The organism is Gordonia zhenghanii, assembly GCF_021738965.1.
Taxonomy (GTDB): domain Bacteria; phylum Actinomycetota; class Actinomycetes; order Mycobacteriales; family Mycobacteriaceae; genus Gordonia; species Gordonia zhenghanii.
In genome coordinates this window covers 279063-302638 of record NZ_JAKKOQ010000007.1, presented here as the reverse complement: position 1 = coordinate 302638, position 23576 = coordinate 279063, and the positions used below count along the sequence as shown (strand labels likewise).

General features: G+C 66.4%; 17 protein-coding genes. 9 read left to right on the top strand and 8 right to left on the bottom strand.

The features are described 5' to 3' along the window. Positions 1-181 precede the first annotated feature (181 nt). The 3 genes from L5G32_RS10040 (at position 182) to L5G32_RS10030 (ending at position 8690) form a co-directional block, all read left to right on the top strand. Entirely contained in the window at positions 182-985 is an 804-nt protein-coding gene (locus tag L5G32_RS10040) for a hypothetical protein (RefSeq protein WP_237010890.1), read from the top strand. Next, complete coding sequence (locus L5G32_RS10035) at positions 952-4755, top strand: ABC transporter ATP-binding protein (RefSeq protein ID WP_372491680.1); 3804 nt, start codon at positions 952-954, stop codon at positions 4753-4755. Before L5G32_RS10040 ends, L5G32_RS10035 begins: the two co-directional genes overlap by 34 nt. Positions 4756-4901: 146 nt before the next feature. Beyond that, on the top strand, positions 4902-8690 hold the full coding sequence (locus L5G32_RS10030; RefSeq protein ID WP_237010889.1) for a multifunctional oxoglutarate decarboxylase/oxoglutarate dehydrogenase thiamine pyrophosphate-binding subunit/dihydrolipoyllysine-residue succinyltransferase subunit: 3789 nt from the start codon (positions 4902-4904) through the stop codon (positions 8688-8690). A 257-nt stretch (positions 8691-8947) separates the two neighbouring features. On the opposite strand, the gene L5G32_RS10025 is transcribed toward L5G32_RS10030, so the two are convergent. After that, a complete protein-coding gene (locus L5G32_RS10025; RefSeq protein WP_237010888.1) occupies positions 8948-9565 on the bottom strand; it encodes a TetR/AcrR family transcriptional regulator in 618 nt (205 codons plus the stop codon). Between the two features lie 78 nt (positions 9566-9643). Between L5G32_RS10025 and L5G32_RS10020 the strand changes: the two genes are divergently transcribed. Next, positions 9644-11158 (top strand): flavin-containing monooxygenase, encoded by a 1515-nt coding sequence (locus L5G32_RS10020; protein ID WP_237010887.1) that lies wholly within the window; start codon positions 9644-9646, stop codon positions 11156-11158. Positions 11159-11203: 45 nt separating this feature from the next. After that, on the top strand, positions 11204-12037 hold the full coding sequence (locus tag L5G32_RS10015) for an SDR family NAD(P)-dependent oxidoreductase (RefSeq protein WP_237010886.1): 834 nt from the start codon (positions 11204-11206) through the stop codon (positions 12035-12037). Between the two features lie 29 nt (positions 12038-12066). On the opposite strand, the gene L5G32_RS10010 is transcribed toward L5G32_RS10015, so the two are convergent. After that, positions 12067-12945, bottom strand: a complete 879-nt coding sequence (locus L5G32_RS10010; RefSeq protein ID WP_237010949.1) for a glycine betaine ABC transporter substrate-binding protein — start codon at positions 12943-12945, stop codon at positions 12067-12069. 116 nt (positions 12946-13061) lie between these two features. On the opposite strand from L5G32_RS10010, the gene L5G32_RS10005 reads away from it, so the two are divergent. Further along, positions 13062-14192 (top strand): magnesium and cobalt transport protein CorA, encoded by a 1131-nt coding sequence (locus L5G32_RS10005; RefSeq protein ID WP_237010885.1) that lies wholly within the window; start codon positions 13062-13064, stop codon positions 14190-14192. Between the two features lie 92 nt (positions 14193-14284). Here the strand turns inward: L5G32_RS10005 and L5G32_RS10000 are convergent, their stop codons facing one another. From L5G32_RS10000 to L5G32_RS09975, 6 genes are all read right to left on the bottom strand, one after another. Continuing rightward, positions 14285-14875: a suppressor of fused domain protein gene (locus L5G32_RS10000; protein WP_237010884.1), complete on the bottom strand. Its 591-nt coding sequence runs from the start codon at positions 14873-14875 to the stop codon at positions 14285-14287. 71 nt (positions 14876-14946) lie between these two features. After that, positions 14947-16116, bottom strand: coding sequence for an ABC transporter ATP-binding protein (locus tag L5G32_RS09995; RefSeq protein WP_237010883.1), 1170 nt, complete (start codon positions 16114-16116; stop codon positions 14947-14949). A gap of 3 nt (positions 16117-16119) precedes the next feature. Then, complete coding sequence (locus tag L5G32_RS09990) at positions 16120-16950, bottom strand: carbohydrate ABC transporter permease (protein ID WP_237010882.1); 831 nt, start codon at positions 16948-16950, stop codon at positions 16120-16122. A 7-nt stretch (positions 16951-16957) separates the two neighbouring features. Then, positions 16958-18394, bottom strand: coding sequence for a carbohydrate ABC transporter permease (locus L5G32_RS19380; protein ID WP_308192031.1), 1437 nt, complete (start codon positions 18392-18394; stop codon positions 16958-16960). Next, positions 18391-19869: an extracellular solute-binding protein gene (locus tag L5G32_RS09980; RefSeq protein WP_237010881.1), complete on the bottom strand. Its 1479-nt coding sequence runs from the start codon at positions 19867-19869 to the stop codon at positions 18391-18393. Before L5G32_RS09980 ends, L5G32_RS19380 begins: the two co-directional genes overlap by 4 nt. 117 nt (positions 19870-19986) lie before the next feature. Next, the gene (locus tag L5G32_RS09975) at positions 19987-20466 is read right to left on the bottom strand and encodes a YflT domain-containing protein (protein ID WP_237010880.1); all 480 of its coding nucleotides are present in this window, start codon (positions 20464-20466) and stop codon (positions 19987-19989) included. A 66-nt stretch (positions 20467-20532) separates the two neighbouring features. Between L5G32_RS09975 and L5G32_RS09970 the strand changes: the two genes are divergently transcribed. The 3 genes from L5G32_RS09970 to L5G32_RS09960 all read left to right on the top strand — a co-directional run bounded on the left by L5G32_RS09970 (position 20533) and on the right by L5G32_RS09960 (position 23530). Further along, positions 20533-21813, top strand: a complete 1281-nt coding sequence (locus L5G32_RS09970; protein WP_237010879.1) for a magnesium transporter MgtE N-terminal domain-containing protein — start codon at positions 20533-20535, stop codon at positions 21811-21813. After that, positions 21810-22337 (top strand): DUF1003 domain-containing protein, encoded by a 528-nt coding sequence (locus L5G32_RS09965; protein WP_237010878.1) that lies wholly within the window; start codon positions 21810-21812, stop codon positions 22335-22337. The genes L5G32_RS09970 and L5G32_RS09965 overlap by 4 nt, the downstream gene beginning before the upstream one ends. 98 nt (positions 22338-22435) lie before the next feature. Beyond that, on the top strand, positions 22436-23530 hold the full coding sequence (locus L5G32_RS09960; protein WP_237010877.1) for a lytic transglycosylase domain-containing protein: 1095 nt from the start codon (positions 22436-22438) through the stop codon (positions 23528-23530). The last annotated feature ends 46 nt before the right edge of the window (positions 23531-23576 follow it).

Sequence of the window (23576 nt, the reverse complement as noted above, 5' to 3'; positions counted from 1 at the left end):
TTGAACGACGTGAACCGTAGCACCGCCCTACGACCATTCTCGATGTGTCGCTCACCACTCGAAGTCGCTGGTCGACCGATGCTTTGCGGCCGGGAATAATGGTGGACGCCATCGGTTGCAGTCAGGTGGTTCCCGCGAGCCGCCGATGCTGTTCGCATCGCTCGGAGAGAACGGAGACACTGTGTTCGGATCTAAGAAGAAGTCCCCCCAGTTGGACGCTCGCACCACCAGCCTGCCCGCGGACACCGCGGCCGAACTGTCGGATCGCTCCCCCGGAGTGATCGTCTCGACTGTCGTCGACAAGGCGCAGCGCCTGCAGCAGCCTGCCGTGGCCCGCTACGTCGCGAAGATCCGCCAGCGGCACCCCGACGAGTCGCCAGAGCGAATCATCCGCCGCCTCGAGAACCAGTACCTCACCACGGTCACCGCGTCCGGCGGCGCGGTCGGAGCCACTGCGGCCGTGCCCGGTGTCGGCACCGTCGCCGCAATCGGCGCCGTGTCGGCGGAGACCCTGTTCTTCGTCGAGGCGTCCGCATTGCTGGCTCTCGCGATCGCCGACGTGCACGGCATCGCTCCCACTGAGCGTGATCGCCGCCGCGCCCTCGTCCTGGCTGTCGCGCTCGGCGAGGAAGGCGTCGGCATCGTCGGCAGGTCGCTCGGCAAGGGCGACAAGAACGCCATGTCCCAACTCAGCGTGCCCGGTATCCCCAAGGCCAACCTGGCGACCGTCAACAAGGCGCTCACCAACCGGTTCGTGAAGAGGTTCACGCTCGGGAAGGCGCCGGTGATGTTCGGCAAAGTGCTGCCCGGCGGCATCGGCGCGGTGCTCGGCGGCGTCGGCAACCGCGCCTTGGGCTCCAGGGTGATCCACAACGCACGCCGTGCGTTCGGTGCGCCGCCCGCTCGGTGGCTGACACTCGTCGGCGGCACTGTCGACGGCACCGTGGAAGGATCGGGAATCGCGCCGATCGAAGGGACCAACTGAACCGCCGAGGCTGGATCGCCAGCCTCCTCGCACAGTGCTTCGTCCGCAGGCCGGTGGCGGTCGCGACGATCGTGACCACGCTCGGCGCCGTGGCGATCGACCTCGTCGCGCCGCTGCTGGTCCGTGCCGCCGTCGACCTCGCGACGGGCGAGCCGACGGCCCCCGACGTCACCCTCACGGTGATCGTGGTCGCGCTCGTCGTCGCGGCCGTGGTCCGCTACGCGTGCCAGTTCGGGCGACGGATGTCGGCGGGTGCGCTCGCCGTCTCGGTGCAGGATCGGCTCCGTCGCGAGATCCTCGACACTCTGCTTCACCTCGACGGCCGGTCGCGCGACGAGATCCGGACCGGCCAGATCGTGTCGCGGTCCATCTCCGACCTGCAGATCGTGCAGGGGCTGCTGGCGATGGCCCCGCTGGCGCTCGGCGGCGCCGTGCAGGCAGTCCTCGCGTTCGTGGTGATGGCGTGGCTCTCGCCGCTTCTGACCCTCGTCGCCGTCGCCGTCGTCCCGCTCCTCGTGCTGCTCGTGTACGCGAGCAGGCGGCGACTGTTCGCTGCGACGTGGTCGGCCCAGCAGGCCGCTGCCGACGTCGCAGGCCACGTCGAGGAGACCGTCACCGGTGTCCGCGTCGTGAAGGGCTTCGGGCAGGAGGAACGAGTCACCGACCGCCTGGCGGCATTGAGTTCCCGGCTGTACGGGATGAAACTCCGGACGGCACGAATCAGCGCGTTCTTCACGCCGACGATGACGTCGATCCCCCAACTGGGCATGGTGGTGGTCATCGGTCTCGGCGGCTGGCTGACCCTGCGCGGCACCATCACCGCTGGCACCTTCCTCGCGTTCTCCACCTACCTCGCGACCATGACCGGTCTCGCGCGTGTCATGACGAACCTCGTCGTCAACGCACAGTTGGCCAAGGCGTCGGTGACCCGCGTCTACGACGTCATCGCCCATCCCCGTGACCCGGCGTACGAGTCCGACGAGACCGCGCCCGAGGGGCGGCTCGGCATCGAGTTCGACGACGTCCACTTCGCCTACGACGACACCCCGGTCCTCGACGGACTCGACCTGTCTGTCGCTCCCGGCGAATGCGTCGCGGTCATCGGCGGTCCCGGTTCGGGAAAGTCGACGCTCGCCCACCTCGTCGCGGGCGTCTATCGTCCGTCGTCCGGGTCGGTGACGATCACCGGCGACGCCGGCCGAGCCGACGTCGGCGATCTGCACCCCGACGCCCTGGCCGAAGCACTGGCCGTAGTGGACGACGAGCCGTTCCTCTACTCGGACACCGTCGCCGCGAACATCGCGCTCGGCTCGGTACCGGAACGCGATGTGGACCGTCGAGCGGTCGAAGCGGCCGCGCACGCGGCCGCCGCCGACTTCGCCGCATCCCTCGACCACGGGTACGACACCACGGTCGGCGAACGCGGCCTCGCACTCTCCGGCGGCCAGCGCCAACGCGTCGCACTGGCCCGCGCCCTCCACGCAGACGCCCGTGTCCTCGTTCTCGACGACGCGACGTCCGCCGTCGACGCCGTCACCGAGTCGCGCATCCTGCGACGTCTGCGAGACGACGGAGCCACGATGCTCGTCCTCGCGCACCGATCCTCGACGTTGGCGATCGCCGACCGCGTCGCCGTGCTGCAGGACGGACGTGTCTCCGACATCGGCACCGTCGCCGAACTCACTGCGCGCAGCGTCGAGTTCAATCGCTTGATGACGTCGTCGGAGCCGACGGACTCGCCACGTCGTGACGTCGACCAGCCGCTCGATCTCTCGGTCGACGACCTGTGGCCCTCTCGCAGCGGGACGGAGACCGTCGCAGGCAGGACGACAGTCACCGGGGTGTCGACGACCGAACCGGCCGCCGCAGCCGTTGGCAGACGCACCGGCGGCGGCCCGATGGCCGGGGCACTCGGCGCGATGGCCGCCACGCCCGAGATCGAGGCCGCCGTCGCAGCGCTTCCTCCCGCGGACGAGAAGCCCGACACCGACGACGCCGCGGCCCGCGCCGAGCGCTCCACTTTCGGACTCCTGCAGATCCTGCGGCCCGTCCGCGCACTGCTGATCCTGCTGATCGGCACGATCGCCGTCGACACCCTCGTCGGACTGGCGTTTCCGTCCATCGCCCGCCATGTTCTGGACGCCGACACGACAGGAGTCGTGATCACCGCGACCGGCGTCGGCGTCGCCTTGGTCGCCGTGGCGTGGATCGCCGGGCGAGTCAATACGATCGTCGCGGCACGCGCGGGCGAGCGTGTCTTGTTCTCCCTGCGCATCCGGAGCTATGCGCACCTGCAACGGCTCGGCCTCGACTACTACGAACGAGAGCTGTCGGGCCGCATCATGACGCGGATGACCACCGACGTCGATGCTCTCTCTGGGTTCTTGCAGACCGGCCTGTCCTCGGCCGTCGTCTCGCTGCTCACTCTCGTCGGCGTGCTCGTCGCCCTGATTTTCACCGACTGGGCGATCGCGCTCGCCGTGCTGCCCATCTTCCCGGTCCTCATCGTCGCGACCGTCTGGTTCCGCCGGGTCTCGTCCGCCGCGTACACGCGCACCCGCGAACTCGTCTCCGCGGTGAACGCCGACTTCCAAGAGAACATCGCCGGTCTGTCGACTACCCGCGGATACCGTCACATCCCGGTTGCGGTCGCCGCCTTCGGTGAACGCTCGCAGGCGTGGTACCGCGCCCGGATGACGTCCCAGCGAGCCGTCGCCACGTATTTCCCGTTCATTCAGTTCTGCGCCGATCTCGCGACCGCCGTCGCCGTCGGCGTCGGCGCACAACAGATCGCCTCCGGAACTCTGCAGCCGGGAACGCTCGTCGCGTTCGTGCTCTACCTCGCGATGCTGTTCGGTCCGGTACAGCAGCTGACGACCGTCTTCGACGCCTACCAGCAGGCTGCCGTCGGACTCCGCCGCATCGGCGACCTCCTCACCACGCCGACGTCGATCGTCGACAATCCCGACGCGACGGCCACCGGTTCCGCCGATTTCGACGGCGCCGTGTCGCTCGACGGCGTCGGCTTCCGATACACCGGAGCCGACCGCGCCGCGCTCAGCGATGTCGACCTGCAGGTGCCTCCGGGCGGCTCGCTGGCGCTCGTCGGCGCGACCGGCGCGGGCAAGTCGACCGTGGTCAAACTCCTCGCCCGCTTCTACGACCCGACCTCGGGTCACGTGCGGATGGACGGCGTCGACCTCCGCGACATCGGCATCGCGCGTTATCGGTCACGGCTGGGCGTGGTACCTCAGGAGCCGCATCTGTTCGCAGGCGACGTCGCCGACAACATCGCCTTCGGACGCCCGGACGCGAACCGGGAGCAGATCGCTGACGCCGCGCGCCGCGTCGGGGCCGCGGCGATGATCGCCTCGCTCCCCGGCGGCATGGCCCATCCGGTCTCCGAACGCGGACGGAGCCTCTCGTCGGGGCAACGCCAACTCATCGCGTTGGCACGCGCCGAACTCGTCGAACCGGACTTGATCCTCCTCGACGAGGCCACCGCGACCCTCGATCAGGCGACGGAGGCCCAAGTTCTGGCGGCGGGCGACGCGTTGTCACGGCGGCGCACCAGCGTCATCGTCGCGCACCGACTCGGTACGGCGGCGCGTGCCGACGCGATCGCCGTCATCGACGGCGGACGGGTCGTCGAGTACGGCGATCATGCGAGCCTCTACGACGCCGACGGGCCGTATCGGCGACTCTGGGATGCGGGCATACCGCCCGACGCCGAGCCCGCTGAACCTATGATCTCCACCACACGAGAGTGACCTGGGCCTCCATCCTCACCTGAACGCGGCGACGATCGCCGCACCCGCGTAGTCTGGTTAATTGGCTGACGTTCGAGACCACAAGTCGCATTCCGTCGGCCGGGCGAAACGAAAAAGCACTTGGTGAATTGAGGCGAGACAACGCTGTGAGCAGTTCGATTTCTGAGTCCGATTACGGACAGAACGAATGGCTGGTCGAAGAGATGTACCAGCGGTTCAAGACCGATCCCTCCTCTGTGGATCCGAGCTGGCATGAGGTACTGAAGAACTACAGTCCGCCCAACGGAAGCGCGCCCGCTTCGCCCGCAACCACGCCCCCCGCGACGTCTCCTGCCGCCAAGCCTGCGCCCGCCTCCTCAGCGGGACAAGGCACTCAGGCCGCACAGACCACGAAGGCCACGCCCGCAGCTCCCGGCACGCCGGTCGTCGCGCCGAAGCAGGCCGTGACTCTCGACGCCGAGCCCGCACGCACTCCGGCCGCACCGCGGACCACCGCGACCCCGGAAGCTCCGGCGACCAAGGCCGCATCGGGCACCAGTCGGTCGACCTCTGCCACGAAGGCGCAGAACGCGCCGGCCGAGGACGAGTCGAAGGTTCTCCGCGGTCCCGCCGCAGCAATCGTCCGCAACATGACGTCGTCGTTGGAGATCCCGACCGCGACGAGTGTCCGCGCGATCCCCGCGAAGGCGATGATCGACAACCGCATCGTCGTCAACAATCACCTCGCCCGTACGCGCGGCGGGAAGCTCAGCTTCACGCACATCCTCGGCTACGCGATCGTCCAGGCGATCAAGGCGTTCCCGAACATGAACCGCCACTTCGGCGTCATCGACGGCAAGCCGAACGTGATCACGCCCGCGCACACCAACCTCGGCCTGGCGATCGACCTGAAGGGCAAGAAGGGCGAACGCACGCTCGTCGTCGCCGCCATCAAGAACTGCGAGACTCTCGATTTCGCCGGCTTCGTCGCCGCATATGAAGACATCGTCCGCCGAGCACGCGAAGGCAAGCTCGGCGCAGCCGACTTCGCAGGCGTCACGATCTCGCTGACCAACCCCGGCACCATCGGCACCGTCCACTCCGTCCCCCGCCTGATGCCCGCACAGGGCGCCATCATCGGCGCAGGCGCGATGGAGTACCCCGCCGAGTTCCAGGGGGCGAGCGAACAGCAGCTCGCGGAGATGGGCATCGGCAAGCTGATGACCCTCACCTCGACCTATGACCACCGCGTCATTCAGGGCGCCGAGTCGGGCGACTTCCTGCGCACCATTCACAACCTGCTCATCGACGACGCGTTCTACGACGAGATCTTCACGTCGATGCATGTGCCGTACGAGCCGGTCCGGTGGCGCCGGGACATCCCCGCAGGTCTGGTCGACAAGAACACCCGGGTCCTCGAGCTGATCGCCGCTTACCGCGCTCGCGGCCACATGATGGCCGACACCGATCCGCTGTCGATGGATCCGGGCGCTCGAGCCGCCCACCCCGATCTGGACGTGCTCAATTACAACCTGACCCTCTGGGATCTGGACCGCACGTTCACAGTCGGCGGCTTCCACGGCCAGGACAAGATGAAGCTGCGCGACGTCCTGTCCGTGCTGCGCGATGCGTACTGCCGACACGTCGGCGTCGAGTACACGCACATCCTCGACCCGGAGCAGCAGCGCTGGCTGCAGGAACGTGTCGAGATCAAGCACGTCAAGCCGCCGGTGGCCGAGCAGAAGTACATCCTGAGCAAGCTCAACGCCGCCGAGGCCTTCGAGACGTTCCTCGCGACCAAGTACGTCGGACAGAAGCGTTTCTCCCTGGAGGGCGCCGAGACTGTGATCCCGATGATGGACTCCGTCATCGACCGCTCCGCCGACCACAACGTGCAGGAAGTCGTCATCGGCATGCCGCACCGCGGTCGCCTCAACGTCCTCGCGAACATCGTCGGCAAGCCGTACTCGAAGATCTTCACCGAGTTCGAGGGCAACCTCGGCCAGGCGCAGACCCACGGGTCGGGCGACGTCAAGTACCACTTGGGCGCCGAAGGCACCTACTACCAGATGTTCGGCGACAACGAGATCAACGTCTCGCTGACCGCTAACCCGAGTCACCTCGAAGCCGTGGACCCGGTACTCGAGGGCATCGTCCGCGCCAAGCAGGACATGCTCGACGAGTCGCAGCAGTTCAAGATCCTACCGCTGATGCTCCACGGCGACGCGGCGTTCGCGGGCCAGGGCGTCGTCGCCGAGACCCTCAACATGTCGATGCTGAACGGCTACCGCACCGGCGGCACCGTGCACATCGTCGTCAACAACCAGGTCGGCTTCACCACCGCCCCCGAGTACTCGCGGTCGACGCAGTACTGCACGGACGTCGCCAAGATGATCGGCGCGCCGGTCCTGCACGTCAACGGCGACGACCCGGAAGCGTGCGTGTGGGCCGCCAAGCTCGCCGTCGACTATCGCGAGGCGTTCAATCGCGACGTCGTCATCGACCTCGTCTGCTACCGCCGCCGCGGGCACAACGAGGGCGACGACCCGTCGATGACGCAGCCCGCGATGTACGACGTGATCGAGAACATCCGGAGCGTCCGCAAGAGCTACACCGAAGCACTGATCGGTCGTGGCGACATCTCCACCAAGGAGGCCGAGGACGCACTTCGCGACTACCAGGGTCAGCTGGAGCGCGTGTTCGTCGAGGTCAAGGAGCTCAACCGCTTCACGCCCGAGGCGTCGCCGTCGGTGGAGGGCGAGCAGACCCTCCGCACCAAGCTCGTCACCGCGGTGCCGCCGGAGCGGCTGAAGGCGATCGGCGACTCGTTCGTGAATCTGCCGGACGGCTTCACCCCGCACCCGCGCGTCAAGCCGGTCATCAAGCGACGCAACGAGATGACGACCAACGGCGCTGTCGACTGGTCGTTCGCCGAACTGATGGCGTTCGGTTCGCTCGTCCAGGAGGGCACCACCGTCCGACTGTCCGGACAGGACTCACGCCGCGGAACGTTCACCCAGCGCCACTCGGTCCTCATCGACCGGGACAACGGCTCCGAGTACACGCCGCTGAACCACCTCGGCGACGATGTGACCGGCCGTTTCCTCGCGTACGACTCGCCGCTGTCGGAGTACGCGGTCCTCGGCTTCGAGTACGGCTACGCCGTCGCCAACCCGGACGCCCTCGTCCTGTGGGAGGCGCAGTTCGGCGACTTCGTCAACGGTGCCCAGTCGATCATCGATGAGTTCATCAGCTCGGGCGAGGCCAAGTGGGGACAGCGCAGCGACGTCGTCCTCCTGCTGCCGCACGGTCACGAAGGTCAGGGTCCGGACCACACGTCGGGACGCATCGAGCGCTTCCTGCAGTTGTGCGCCGAGGGTTCGATGACGGTCGCGCTGCCGTCGACGCCTGCGAGCTACTTCCACCTTCTGCGTCGCCACGTCCACGACGGCATCAGCCGCCCGCTGATCGTGTTCACGCCGAAGTCGATGCTGCGCAACAAGGCCGCGGTCTCGCCGATCGAGGACTTCACCGACGGCAAGTTCCAGTCGGTGATCGACGACCCGCGATTCCAGAAGGACGGCAGCGACCGCTCCGCGGTGAAGCGAGTCCTGCTGGTCAGCGGCAAGCTCTACTACGAGCTGGCAGCGCGCCAGGAGAAGGACGGACGCAACGACGTCGCGGTGGTCCGCGTCGAGCAGCTGTACCCGGTGCCGCACCGCCGGCTGGCGCGGACGCTCGAGCAGTACCCGAACGCGACGGACTTCGCGTGGGTCCAGGAAGAGCCCGCCAACCAGGGGCCGTGGCCGTTCCTCGGCCTGTGGCTCCCGGAGTTGGTCCCCGCGCTGCAGGGTCTACGTCGCATCTCGCGTCGCCCGATGTCGGCGCCGTCGTCGGGCATGAGCAAGGTGCACGCCGTCGAGCAGGCCGAGATCGTCGACACTGCCTTCGAGTAGACCGAACGACGAACACAAGAGCCCGAACTCTCCTTACGGAGGGTTCGGGCTCGTCGTTTCCAGGCCTGCGACCCGCTCCACAAATGGAGAGTTCAGCACGACTCGCTTACCCATTGACCGTTTTCGATGGTCCAACTGAGATATCCGGGCATTCAGCGCGGAATCGACAGTTTCCGCTGAACAGACGACATCGATTGTGGGTAGTTCCGCAGAGCTCTCGTTCCTGCTCTTCTACAGTCAATCCTGCTTTTCAACAGTCAATGCAGTTGCTCGATAGTTCCTACGGTGTCGCCGACCAGCTGCGACAGCAACGGCAGTGCACCGACGAGGATCTCGATCAACTCCTCGCGCGTCGTGACGGGGTCGGCGAGCCACCGGACGAGAGTCTCCTCGACGAAGGCCATCCAACCCGCGACGGCCAACTCGGTCGAGGGCGATCGTTCGATCCCCATCTCGGGGATCCGTTCGAGGATGCGTTCGGACATCACTGCGCGCGTTCGGTCGGCGACGCCGCGGATGTCTGGATCGGCGCTGGCCGCTCCCCGGATGACGCCGATGAAGGCATTGCCCTTGTGCGACACATAGTCGACGTACGCGCTGACCGACGAGCGCAGGACTTCCAGCACGTCGGTGACGTCCTCACGGGGCGCGGTCCGATCGATCATCCCTTGAGCCTGTTCGCGGACCACCTGCAGGTGAAAGTCGGCCTTCGACTCGAAGTAGTGGAAAATCAGCCCCTTCGACACGCCTGCGGCCTCGGCCACGGCCTCGATCGTGATCGTCTCCAGGGGGCGCTCCCCCGCCATAGCGATGCCGAGGTCGATGAGCTGGCGGCGCCGGGCATCCGGGCTCATACGCGTTCTCGAAGCTGTCATGTCTCCACAGTAAGTCACTATTGACTCGGGTTCAATTGGCTATTGACTCGCATTCAACAAGGTCTTATCGTGGAGACCATGACAACGCATGATGTAGAGATCGCGATCATCGGAGCCGGGTTCTCGGGGCTGGGCGCGGCCATCAAGCTCGCCCAGGCAGGCGAAGACGACTACCTCGTCCTCGATCGCGGCAACGACTTCGGCGGAACGTGGCGCGACAACGTGTACCCGGGCGCCGCATGCGACGTCCCATCGCACCTGTACTCGTTCTCGTTCGCGCAGAACCCCGACTGGAGCCGCTCGTACTCCCACCAGCCGGAGATCCACCGCTACATCAACGCGGTCGCCGACGAGCACCGCATCGGCGAGCGGACCTGGTTCCGCACCGACGTCGTCGGCGCCGACTGGGACGACGACGAAGCTCGCTGGACGGTCCGCGCCGAGCGCGACGGCGCACCCGTGACGATCCGCGCTCGGTCCATCGTCGCGGGCATCGGCCCGCTGTGCGAGCCGAACCTCCCCGACATCAAGGGCATCGACGGCTTCGGCGGAACCATCGTCCACACCGCGCGGTGGGACACCGACTACGACTTCGCGGGCAAGCGTGTCGCCGTCATCGGCACCGGCGCGTCGGCAATTCAGGTGGTGCCCCAGCTCGGAAAGGTCGCAGGCCACCTCGACGTGTACCAGCGCACCGCACCGTGGATCATTCCCCGAAACGAGCGCCCGTACTTCGCGGCCGAGAACTGGGCCTTCAAGAACGTGCCCGGACTGCAGAACCTGATCCGCGGCACCATCTACACCGCCAACGAGGCCGTCGCCGCCGGAATGACGTTCGCGCCGAAGGCTCTCAAGCCGGTCGAGGCGATCTGCCGCGGCAACATCTTCCGCGGCATCCGCGATCCTCGACTCCGCAAAGCGGTGACCCCGACGTTCGCCGTCGGCTGCAAGCGCATCCTGAAGTCGAGCGACTGGTACCCGACCCTCGACCGTTCGAACGTCGACCTGGTGACCGCCCCGATCGCCGAGGTCACCGAGACCGGCGTCGTCACTGCGGACGGCACCGCACGCGACGTCGACGTGATCGTCGTCGCCACCGGATTCCATGTGACGGACTCCCCCGCATTCGAGAGCATTCACGGCGTCGGCGGCAAGAGCCTGGCGCAGGTCTGGTCGTCCGACGGCATGCAGGCGTACAAAGGCTCGTTCGTGCACGGATTTCCGAATATGATGATGCTCGTCGGACCGTCGACCGGCCTCGGCCACACCTCGATGGTGTACATGATCGAGTCCCAGCTCAACTACCTCGTCGACTACGTCCGCAAGACGCGCGACGCCGGGATCGGCCGCACCGAGGTGAAGCGCGAAGCGCAGGACCGCTACAACGACAAGGTGCAGCACACACTGCGCAACAGCGTGTGGGAAACCGGCGGCTGCGCCTCCTGGTACAAAGACGTGAACGGCAAGATCACCTCGCTGTGGCCGGGCTTCACGTTCACGTTCCGGAACAACACCCGCGAGTTCGACATGGCGGCGTACGACGTGACGCCTCGCGTCGAGTCGACCGATCTGGCTTCGGCCACCGGCGCCTGATCTGTTCGCACTGCATCTACGACCGACCAAGAACGAGGACAAACAGTGAAAGACTTTCGTAACAAAGTCATCGTCATCACCGGCGCCGGTTCGGGCATGGGCCGCGACCTCGCCGTCCAACTCGGCAGGCGCGGCGCGAAGCTCGCGATCTCGGACATGAACCCCGACGGGCTCGCCGAGACTGAGCGCCTGGTGAAAGAAACTGGGGCGCAGGTTCATTCGCAGATCTTGAATGTCGCCGAGCGCGAGGCGTTCCTCGAGTACGCCGACTCCGTCGCCGCGCATTACGGCACCGTCAATGCGATCTTCAACAACGCGGGCATCGCTCACCACGGCGAAGTGGAGCACACGGAGTTCAAGGACATCGAGCGTGTGATGGACGTCGACTACTGGGGTGTGGTCAACGGGACCAAGGCGTTCCTGCCGTACATCATCGCGTCCGGCGACGGCCACATCGTCAACACATCGTCGCTGTTCGGCATCCTCGCCGAGCCCGGTCAGGCCGCCTACAACTCGGCGAAGTTCGCGGTCCGCGGCTTCACCGAAGCGCTCAACCAGGAGATGATCATCGCGGGGCATCCGGTCAAAGTGACCTGTGTGCATCCGGGCGGCATCAAGACTGCCATCGCCCGCAACGCGACCACCTCGGGCGACCACGACCCGAAGGCCACCGCGGCGCTGTTCGACAAGTATCTGGCGAACACGACGTCCGAGAAGGCCGCCGAGATCATCATCAAAGCCGTCGAACGCGAGCATGCCCGCGTCCTCGTCGGAGCCGACGCGAAGATCCTCGATCTGTCGGTTCGGCTCGTCGCGTCGAAGTACCAGGGCATCAGTGCCAACATCACCGGCTGGGCGATGAAGAAGTTCGTCAAGTAGTGCTGGAACTCAGGTAGTTCCGGCCGCGATCAGACGCCGTTCGTCGACAGCCACTGTCGAGCGACGGCACGCGGATCGGAGCCGTCGCGGACCTTGCGCATCATCTGCGCGAGGTCCGCTGTCGTCAGTTCACCGGCGACCCTGCTGAGCGCTTTGAGCTGAGGCTTTGCCATCGGTCCGCTCGCAAAGACGGGGACCAGCTGTTGAGCGATCGGCGCGCCGTCGGACTTGAGCGTCTGCACTCCGGTCAGGTCGTCGACCGACGCGGAGTCGAGCGCCGTGGTCAGGCCGAGTGCGTCGCCGCTGCGCACACGTGACGCGGCCTCCTCCGCGGTGGCGACCGTCTGCACCGGACCGTGCTCGCATACGGCGACGGCGCCGAGTACCGACGGCGGCGGAGTCCTCGTCACGAGCAACGGCTTCTCTTCTCCCTGCAGTCGCCCGCAGTCTGCGAGCGTCTCGGCGCCCGATGCCTCGATCGCCGTCTGCTGCGCGAGGATCTGCCACCGATCCGACACGAGCGCCGGGTCGCCGATCGATACCTGCTGCGGCAGCGACCGGTTGACGTCGGCGAGCACGTCCGGCGCGGTCACGGCCTTGGGCGCAGGCGTCAACTGGACGAGCAGATCGCCGGTGAACGCCGGATACAGGCCCAAGCCTCCGGACGCGACCTGGTCGAGCAGTTCGGCTTGCGACGCCGAGTCGGCGACCGTCTCGACCTGAAGACCGGTGCGCGCCAGCGCACCCGCGTAGACCGCGGCAGCAGTCCGCGACTCGACCGACCCGTCGTGTCCGACGGTCAGCACCGGATCGTCGTCGCCGCCGCACGCGGCCAATGAGACGGCGACGACCACCGCCCCGACGATCGCCGTGATTCGCTCCACTGTGCCTCGTTGCTGAATGCCCATCACGATGCAACGGTAGTCGACGCCGGTCGACGCGACGCCGAACGTGTGTGTCCGGACGTGATCATCGGCCCAATACCACCACCGGTAGCAGCAGTACCACCGGTAGCATCATGACAATGCCCTCCATTCCGCACAGGCTGCAGCCGGGAAACCGTGGATCGGGTCGACTCCCGGCCGCTCCGCGAACGCCTCCCGTGCCTGCCGCGCGTGCCGTCGTCGACTGCGGTGTCTACGTCGACGGAGTCCGACAGCGCGATTCGAGTGACTTCCGGCAGGCCCTGCACCAGGTCCGGCAGTCCGGTGAAGGTTTCGTCTGGCTCGGCCTGCATCACCCCGACGAGCGGCAGATGAACGACGTCGCCGAAGCGTTCGGACTGCACCCGTTGATGGTCGAAGACGCGGTGCACGCTCATCAGCGACCGAAACTCGAGACGTACGACGACATGATCTTCCTCGTCCTGCGGACCATCAGCTACATCGATCACGAATCCCTCGAAGTGGCCAACGACATCGTCGAGACGGGCGAGATCATGATCCTCGCAGGCAGCGACTTCGTCATCACGGTCCGCCACGGCGACCACACACACCTGGCCGGAGTCCGGCAGCGGCTCGAGCACCGGACCGACCAACTGCGCCTCGGCCCCGCCGCCGTCGTCCACGCCGTCGCCGACCGCGTCGTCGACAGTTACCTCGCGGTGGTCTCCGACATGGAGTCCGACGTCGACGAGATCGAGGAGCGTGTCTTCTCGGCGAAGCACAACGACGTCGACATCGACGTCGTCTACCTGTTCAAACGCGAAGTCCTCGAACTACAGCGCGCCGTCGACCCGCTCGGCCTGCCGCTTGCTCGGCTCTCTGGCAACAAGTCGACGCTCGACGCCGCGCCAGTCCGGTTCGAGAGTCAGACGGTTTCGGCGAACAGCAAGGAGATCCGCAGGCACTTCCGCGACGTCGCGGACCATCTCACGCACGCGACCGATCTGATCGCCGAGTACGACGAGCGCCTGACGACACTGCTCAACGCCGCCGCGACGAAAGTGTCGATCCAGCAGAACACCGACATGCGCAAGATCTCGTCGTGGGCCGCGATCGCCGCTGTGCCCACCGCGATCGCCGGCATCTACGGCATGAACTTCGACCACATGCCCGAGCTTCACTGGACCTACAGCTACCCGGTCCTGCTCCTCATCATGGTCTGCATCTGCTCCGCCCTCTGGCGCACCCTCCGCCGCAACCACTGGTTGTAGGAGCTTCCCTCCGCCAGTCGAGCCCTGTACTGCCGGTCGAGCGGAGTCTGCGAGACAGCTCCGCTGGTCGAGCGGAGTCGAGACCCCCAACCTCAGCTCGGCGTGACAGCCGACCGCGTCGGATCGGCGATGTCGACGCCGGCCTCGGTCCACGCCTCGCGCAGGGCGTCGGCGCCTTTCAGCCGGACCCACGCCGCTTCGTTCGCCGTGATCGGGACGGCTCGCAGAAAGCGGACCGGTTCGGCTGGCTCGTCGAGCGGCAGATCGGCGATCTCGGTGTCAGCGGTCAGCAGGAACGCCGAGCAGATCGCGCCGGCCCACAATGGTTCCTGCAGGTCGATGAGCGAGTCCTCGGCGAGGATGAGACCTTCCACAGCTGGCGCGGCGGCGAGCGTCGCCAGCGACTTGTGCAGGCCGGCGAGCGGCGACACCGCACGCATGCGGACCACTGCTTCAGCGCGGGGTCCACGGTCCGGGTCGGGCGCGAAGTCGTTGGGATCGTGCATCGGGTGCCGGGCGCAGCCGACGGTAGCGAACACGAGTTCGTCCCCGTTGACGAAGCGAAGCACCTCGACCGGCTCCAGACCGAGGAACGTCACCGACGCCCGTTGGGGTTCGGACCCGACGACACCCGACACATGCTTGACCACCCGATCGGCGATCGATCCCGACGTTGAACTCACTCGACCAGTCAATCACGGAGCTGTCGAGCCAGACGTATCGGCGCAGACCGACCGCCGTCCGCGGTCAGCCGTCAGCGGAGGGACACTCCGCTCGCCGTGTCGAACACGTGCAAGCGCTTCGTGTTCAACGCGAGAGTCAGCTTCCCACCGCGGCGGACATCCGTGTACGGAGTCAGACGGGCGACCTTCTGGCCGCCTGCCGTCGTCGAACCGAGATCCTCGGCGAGTTGATCGAGGACCTTGCTCGTCGTGTCCGGTGCGCTCAGACCGAAGTACACGTACTTGTCCGACCCCATCGATTCGACGAGGTCGACGTCGACGTCGAACGTCAGGAACTCCTCGAGTTCGGCCGGGTGCGTGAGCGCCGAGTCGACGAGGTGCTCTGGTCGGATGCCCAACAGCACTTCGCCGTTGCTTCCCGCCTTCTGTGCACGGCCGGCGACGTCGGCGTGGTCCCCGAATTCGATGTGCCCGATCGGAGTGTCGACGCCGGTCCCGGCCAGGCGCCCCGGAATGAAGTTCATCGACGGCGATCCGATGAAGCCCGCGACGAAAAGATTGACCGGATTGTCGTAGAGGTCCTGCGGCGATCCGACCTGCTGGACGTGGCCTGCCCGCATGACGACGACGCGGTCGCCGAGGGTCATCGCCTCGGTCTGGTCGTGCGTGACGTACACGGTGGTCGTGCCGAGCCGGGCCTGCAGGCTCGCGATCTCGGTGCGCATCTGCACGCGCAGTTTCGCATCCAGGTTCGACAACGGCTCGTCCATCAGGAATGCCTTGGGCGAGCGGACGATCGCACGGCCCATCGCGACTCGCTGCCGCTGACCGCCCGACAGGTTGGCGGGCTTGCGGTCGAGGTGCTCGCCGAGGTCGAGGATGCGTGCCGCCTCGTCGACCTTCGCCGTGACCTCGTCCTTGGGTGTCTTCGCGAGGGTGAGCGGGAACGCGATGTTCTCGCGCACCGTCATATGCGGGTACAGCGCGTAACTCTGGAAGACCATCGCGATGTCGCGGTCCTTCGGAGCGGTCTCGTTGACCCGGGTGCCGCCGATACGCAACTCACCGCCGGTGATGTCCTCGAGTCCGGCGATCATGTTGAGCGTCGTCGACTTACCGCAGCCCGACGGGCCCACCAGGATGATGAACTCGCCGTCGGCGATCTGCAGGTCGATGCCGTGCACGGCCGTCGAGCCGTCCGGGTACTGCTTGGAGATGTTGTCCAGAACGATGTCGGCCATGGGTTATCCCTTCACGGCGCCGGAGGTGAGCCCGGCCACGATACGGCGTTGGAAGAAGAGCACGAAGATGATGATCGGAATGGTGATGACGACGGCTGCTGCCGCGATGGCGCCGGTCGGTTCCTCGAACTGACTGACACCGGTGAAGTTGGCGATCGCGACCGGAGCCGTCTGCGCTCGTTCGGTCGACGTCAACGACAGAGCCAGGAGCAGATCGTTCCAGGCGAACACGAACACGAGGATCGCAGCGGTCACCACACCGGGTGCGGCGAGCGGCAGGATCACGCGGCGGAACGCCTGACCGGGCGACGCGCCGTCCATCTGCGCGGCCTTCTCGAGTTCCCACGGAATCTCGCGGAAGAACGCCGACTGGATGTAGATCGCCAACGGCAGCGCGAACGCCACGTACGGAATGATCAGGCCCGGCCAGGTGTCGAACAGGCCGATGCTGCGTTCGATGTTGAACAGCGGGGTCACCAATGAGATCTGCGGGAACATCGCGATCAGCAGAGCAGCGCCCACGAGTAGTTTCTTGCCGGGGAACTCCAGCCGCGCGATGGCGTAGGCGGCCATCGTGCCGAGTGCCACCGCGATGACCGTGGCGATGAGGCCGATGCCGATCGAGTTGATGAGGCCGGAGGTGAAGAATCCGGTGTCGAAGATGCTGCGGTAGTTCTCCAGCGTCCACGAGTTCGGGATGAAGTTGCCGTCGGTGACGGTGCCCGGACTCTTGAACGACAGGCTGACGATCCACCACAGCGGAATGATCGCGTAGAGCACCACCAAGGTGTTCGCGATCAGCCATCCGGCGCGGCGACGATTGAGAGCATTCATTCTCCCGCTACCTCCCCTCGTCGTCGGAACCGGGCGCCGAGGCGCCGAATCCTTTGATGAACACGATCGCGATCACCGCGACGCACAGGAAGATCAAGACGCTGATCGCCGACCCCGTGCCCAGGTTGAACGCTTTGAACAGGTTGTTGTACCCGAGCATCGACACCGATCCGGTGTCGTGGTTGCCCGAGGTCAGAACGTAGATGTTGTCGAACACGCGGAAGGCGTCGAGCGTGCGGAACAACAGCGCGACGAGGATCGCCGGCTTCATCAGCGGCAGGATCACCTTGAACAGGCGGGTCCACGCACCCGCACCGTCCATCTGCGCGGCCTTGAGCAGGTCGTCTGGCACCAGCGCCAGACCGGCGAGCAGCAGCAACGCCATGAACGGCGTCGTCTTCCACACCTCGGCGAGGATGATCACCGCCAGCGCAGGCATCTGGCTGGTCAACGGTGTCGACCCGTCGGGCAGAAGGTCGACGAGGTATCCGGTGTCCGGCGTCCACGCGTACTTCCACGAGATCGCGGCGGCAACGGTCACGATGCCGTACGGGATCAGCACCACGGTGCGCACCAGTCCCCTGCCGAACATCGCGCGGTGCATGACCAGCGCTATCGCCATGCCGATGACGAGCTCGATGATCACCGAGATCACTGTGATGTACAGCGTCACCCACAAGGCCGTCCACCAGTAGCCGCTGCCGAGGACCGTGCCGTAGTTGCTGAGTCCGACGAATTCACCCGAGCCCGGCTCACGGAGATTCTCGTTGGTCAGCGACAACCAGAACGAGTAGATGATCGGGTATCCGGTGACGATGAGCATCACGAGCGCGGCGGGGCCCGCGAGGAGCAGTGCAAGACGACGCTCCGACGATCGGCGGCCGCTCTTCGCCTGTGCTCCCTTGTTCTGTGCGCCCTTGCTCTGTGCACCCATCGCCGTCGCGCCCTTCGTCTGCGCCGCGGTCTCGGGCTGTCGATCGGCCTCGAGGATGTCCGACATCGCCATCGACGACCCGGGCTGAGCCGGAGCCGGTCGACGTTCCTGCGCCGGATTGCGCGGCGCACCCGCTGCGGCGGCGGCCAGTGGTGCTGCCGGTTCGGCGGCCGGCGAATCTGCCTGCGCGGGTTCGGACTGCGCGCGTTCGGACTGGTTGGGTCCTGCCTGAGCCGGTTCGGCCTGCCGCTCGTGCTTCTGCGGGACGACGGTCCGTGACTGATGCTCTGTCGGCGTCGGACGCGTCGGCTCACTGCCGGGGGCCACCCACACGTCCGAGTGGACAGTCGGAATGGGCCCGGTCTGTTCCACCGACCGCTCGGGGCCACGGTCCTCGGGTAGCGCGTGGCGACCCGGCTTCATGTCCGGCCCCTCCCCGTGCGGCGTCAGGCCACCGGAGTTGGTCGGCTGTCCCTTGGTCGTCTCGTCGTTGTTGTCGTCACTGGTCACGGGACGATCCCCTCCCCGTCGATAGCGCCCTGCGCGACGCGGGCGAGTTCGTCGGCCTTACTCTCCGGATCCCACTGACCGACCGGACTGAGCGTCGCGGTGATCGCCGTCGACATGTCCTGGTAGCGCGGTGTGGCCGGACGCGGAGCCGCGCCCTCGTCGAGCTGACGCCGGACGATCTCGTACATCGGGTACGCGAGTTGGAACTCGGCGTCGTCGTAGAGCGACTCGATGGTCGGCGGGGTTCCGCCGCGCACCGCGTACACCTTCTGCGCTTGGGCATCGGTGAGGCACGACGCCGCCCTGAACGACAACTCCTGCTGCTTCGACGTCGCCGCGACGCCGACGTTGAAGCCACCGGGGGTCGACTTGGCCGTCCCCGCACCGGCGATGCCAGGGTACGCGGCGAAATTGAACTTCTTACGCGTCGCGTCGTTGACCTTCGCGATCCGCGGATCGGTCGGGTCGTCGGCCGTCGCGTCGACGATCTCCTTGAACTGTGTCAGCGAGTCGCCCATGATCTTGGCTTCGCCCGCGGCACCGTTCTCCTTGATGCCTGCGAACACGAACGGCCAGTTGATCTCGAAGGCGCCCTTGCCGGCCTCCATGTCGGTGCGTGCCGTGCCCTCGTCGGAGTTGGAGATCGACGGGTCGGCGCCGGGCGCCGTCGCGACCCTGCGCATCACCGTCAAGGCTTCGACGGTCGCCGCTCGATGCTCCGGTGTGTCGGTCAGCGTGACCTTGGTCGGATCGTCCGGGTCGAGTATCTCGCCACCCGCCGACTGCAGGAGCGAGTTGAACCACACCATCAGACCCTCGTACTGCTTGGCCTGCAACAGAATCGCCGCTGGCCCGCCTGCGTCCCTGATCTTCGCGGCGTCGTCGAGCATGCCCTGCCACGTGGTCGGAGCCTTCGTGGTGTCGATGGTGTCTCTCATCAGGTCCGGGCGGTACCAGAGCATCTGGGAGTTGGCCCACAACGGAATCGCGTACAGGCTCTTCTCTGCGTCGTCCTCGCGCTTCCATTCCGCGGTCTCCAACGGACCCGCGAGATTGGTCTGCTTGGTCTTCTCGGCGAGATCGTCCGGGACGCGTACCACCCACCCGGCGTCGGCGAACTCCGCAGTCCAGACGACGTCCATCGCCATCAAGTCGAGACCTGCGTCGTTACCCGCGAGACGTCGCGCCAACTGGAGGCGCTGCATGTCGGCTTCCTTCGGCAGCATGTTCATCGCGATGCTGTACTCGCCGTTCGAGTCGTCGCTGCACCGCTGCGCCACTTCGCTGATGTAGTCGAAGCCGTCGGCCGCCGCGTACATGTTGATGACGCCCGCATCGTAGTCCGAACCGCACGCATTGAGCATCGGTGCAGCGACCGCTGCCGCGACACCCGCGATCGCCAACTTCGTCCACAGCCGGCGCCGACGCGGTGGACTAGCACCCATCCCGTCGCCGGAGGATTCCTCTGGTCGCATTCCCGCCAAGCCTCCTACCCTGAGAATCGGCTATGAAAGCCGATGTGCGAGTAGGGTATCGCACCCGCGAGTGACACATCGCACATCCCATGCGTACGTGTCCTGACCCGCACTTTCTCAGATGGCGAGTCTGGCCAGCATGTCGCGCGCCTGCTCGGCCGTCTTCGGATCGCACAACACGTCGTAGCGGCCCGCCACCAACTGCATCGACGACGTGAAGTCGCGCTGCCCGCGACTCGCCGCGTACGGGATCGCGGCGGAGATCAGACCGAACACCATGCCCGCGATCACGCCGTACACGATCGGCACCCACGGGTTGTCCGATGAGAAGAAGCTGATCAGCGCGCCGAGGAACAGTCCGAGCCACGCCCCCGACACGATGCCTCCGCCGATCACCTTGCCCCAGGTGAGTCGTCCGAGAACCCGCTCCACCTGCATCAGGTCCACGCCGACGATCGTCAGGTTCTCGACGTGGAAGTGGTTGTCCGAGAGGTGGTCGACGGCACGCTGCGCCTGTGCGTAGGTGTCGTACGAACCGACCGGCCAACCCTTCGGCGGTGTCGGCAGTCCCGGCGTCTGTCGCATCGGGTTCGTCATGGCTTCACTCCTGTCACAAACGTCCGTGCACTCAACTTCTACGCTGCGTCTCTTACGCTTATATGTATGACGCCTGCCCAGAAGGTCTATGTGGCCAGACTAGTCGGCCTTGCAGTCCTCGGTCCGGACGGTGAGTCGATCGGCCGTGTACGCGACGTCGTCATCTCGATGCACCTGCCCGGCCAGCAACCGCGCGCTCTCGGCCTCGCCGTCGAGTTGACGACCCGACGACGCATCTTCGTTCCGATGCTCCGGGTCACGAGCATCGAACCCGACGCCGTCACTCTCACCACCGGACACGTGAATCTCCGCAAACTCAGTTTGCGCCCCAATGAGGCGCTCGCGATCGGCCAGGTCCTCGACAGTATGGTCCGCACCGACGACCCCGACTACCCGGAACTGCACGGTGCGGATCTCACGGTGGTCGACATCGGGATCGAACGGAACCGGACCCGGGACTGGGTGGTCAGCCGGGTTGCCCTCCGCCCGACGCGCAAAGGCCTGCGCAGGCGCGGCGAGACGATGGTCGTCGACTGGCGACACATCGTCGGCATGAATCGCCTCGAGCTCGCTCGGATCGGGCAGGGCGTCGAACGCGCGCTCGCCCAGTTCGAGACGATGCGGCCGGCCGACGTCGCGAATGCCTTGCGCGAACTCCCCGACAAACGACGCAACGAGATCGCCGCGGCCCTCGACAACGAGCGCCTCGCAGACATTCTGCAGGAACTGCCTACCGACGATCAGAGCGACGTGCTCGCCAGCCTGAAACCAGAGCGCGCAGGCGATGTGCTCGAGGCGATGGACCCCGACGACGTCGCCGACCTCGTCGCCGAACTCCCCACCTCCGAAGCCGAAGCCCTCCTGGCTCGCATGGATCCCGAAGAGTCCGAGTCGGTCCGCCGACTGCTGCTGCACTCGCCGGACACCGCGGGCGGTGTGATGACGCCCGAGCCGTTGATCCTCACTGCGAACGCCAACGTCTCCGAGGCGCTGGCCCGCATCCGCGACCCAGACATCAATTCGGCCGGCGCCAGCATGGTGTTCGTCGTCCGACCGCCGACGAACACACCGACCGGAAAGTTCCTCGGGGCAGTCCACATCCAACGACTCCTCCGCGAACCGCCCGCTGACCTCGTCGGCGGCATCCTCGACGCCGAGATGCCGCGGCTGCACCCAGACGACTCGTTGGAGACGATGACCCGCTTCTTCGCCACGTACAACCTCGTGTGCGCACCGGTCGTCGACGACGCCGCCCACCTGCTGGGCGCCGTCCAGGTCGATGACCTGTTGGACGCGCTGCTGCCACGCGACTGGCGCGAGAACGAGCCGGAAGGGCAGGTCCGATGAGCCCCCGCCACCTCGACACCCCGGCCGACAGCCGGCGCCGGCTCCAGTTCAACCTCGACTCCGACGTCGTCGGCGTCTACAGCGAACGCGTCGCTCGCTTCCTCGGCACCGGCCGCTATCTCGCGATCCAGACGATCATCGTCATCGTCTGGATCTTCCTGAACATCGGCGTGTTCGCGTTCGAATGGGATCCGTACCCGTTCATCCTGCTCAACCTCGCATTCTCGACCCAGGCGGCCTATGCGGCGCCGTTGATCCTGCTGGCCCAGAACCGTCAGGAGAACCGCGACCGGATCTCGCTCGACGAGGACCGTCGTCGGGCCGCCCAGACGAAGGACGACACCGAGTTCCTCGCGCGCGAACTCGCTGCTGTCCGAATCGCGGTCGGCGACACCGTGACCCGCGACTATCTCCGTCGCGAGCTCGAAGACGCCGTCGACGAGATCGCCGAACGGGTCGCCGCGAAGCTGAGCGAAGACCCCCATGAAGACCCATCGGACGAATCGGGTATGAAACACGATTGAGCGACCTGTATGCTTGCTCACAGCCAGCCGCGGGGGTGGAAGACGACATAGGTCGACCACACGCCGCGCGAATGACGCTCGACTGGAGTTCGCGAAACATGGGGATGAGTTTTCGGCACAGCCCGAGACAGGCGCACTCGCCACGACGTGGCGTCGCCGTGGGGGTAGGCACGGTCGCCGTGGGTGCTGTGCTGTTGGGCGGTATGTCTGCAGGCACGACGTCGCTGACGTCCGCGCAGGGCCCGGTCAACATCGGTCCGTCGTTGTTGACGTCCACCGAAGCCGAGGTCGTCGCCGTCAACGACGTGACACAGGTGGTTCCGTCCGAGAGCGGCGAACTGTTGGGCTTCGCTCCCCCGTCGTCCGGTGAAGACGCCGAAGGCGGCGACCCGGACTCCGCTGCCCAGTTCAGGATCGCTGCGAACCTGCCGTCCGGCCCACTCGGCATCCCGGGAATCATGTTGAAGGCGTACAAACTCGCCGCCACCCGCGTCGCGGCCGAGTCGCCGCAGTGCAAGCTTCCGTGGTTCCTGCTGGCGGGCATCGGCCGCATCGAGTCCGGCCACGCAGGCGACGGCAACGTCGACCGCTACGGCAACACCCTCACCGACATCCGTGGTCCGGTCCTCGACGGATCGCTCGCCGGGAACGAAGTCATCACCGACTCCGACGGCGGCGACCTCGACGGCGACCATGGCCACGACCGTGCGATGGGCCCGATGCAGTTCATTCCGAGCACCTGGAAGAGCTGGGGATCGGACGCGAACGGCGACGGGAAGTCCAACCCGGACAACGTATTCGACGCCACCTACTCCGCGGGACGTTACCTCTGCTCCGGCGTCAGCGACATAATGTCGTCGTCCAACAAGGTCGCCGCGGTGATGCGCTACAACCATTCCGTCGCATACGCCAACAACGTCCTCGGCTGGGCTGCTGCTTACGCTGCAGGCGTCATGCCGACGTCGCCGATCCCGGAGATGTCGACACCGCCGAAGGACGACGAGAAGAAGACGGACAAGAAGAAGGACCGCGACAAGGATCGCGACAAGCCGTCTACGTCATCCAAGCGCGACAAGCCGTCGACGAAGCCGTCCACGCCCCCGTCGTCGAGCACAAAGCCTAAGCCGAAACCGAAGCCGCAGTGCCTCGGACCGATCTGTCTGCCGCCTCCGCCGGTCTTCCCGGCGCCCTGAGTTCACGACCACCGCGCACTATTCGGCTGGACAAGCGAGGCCGATC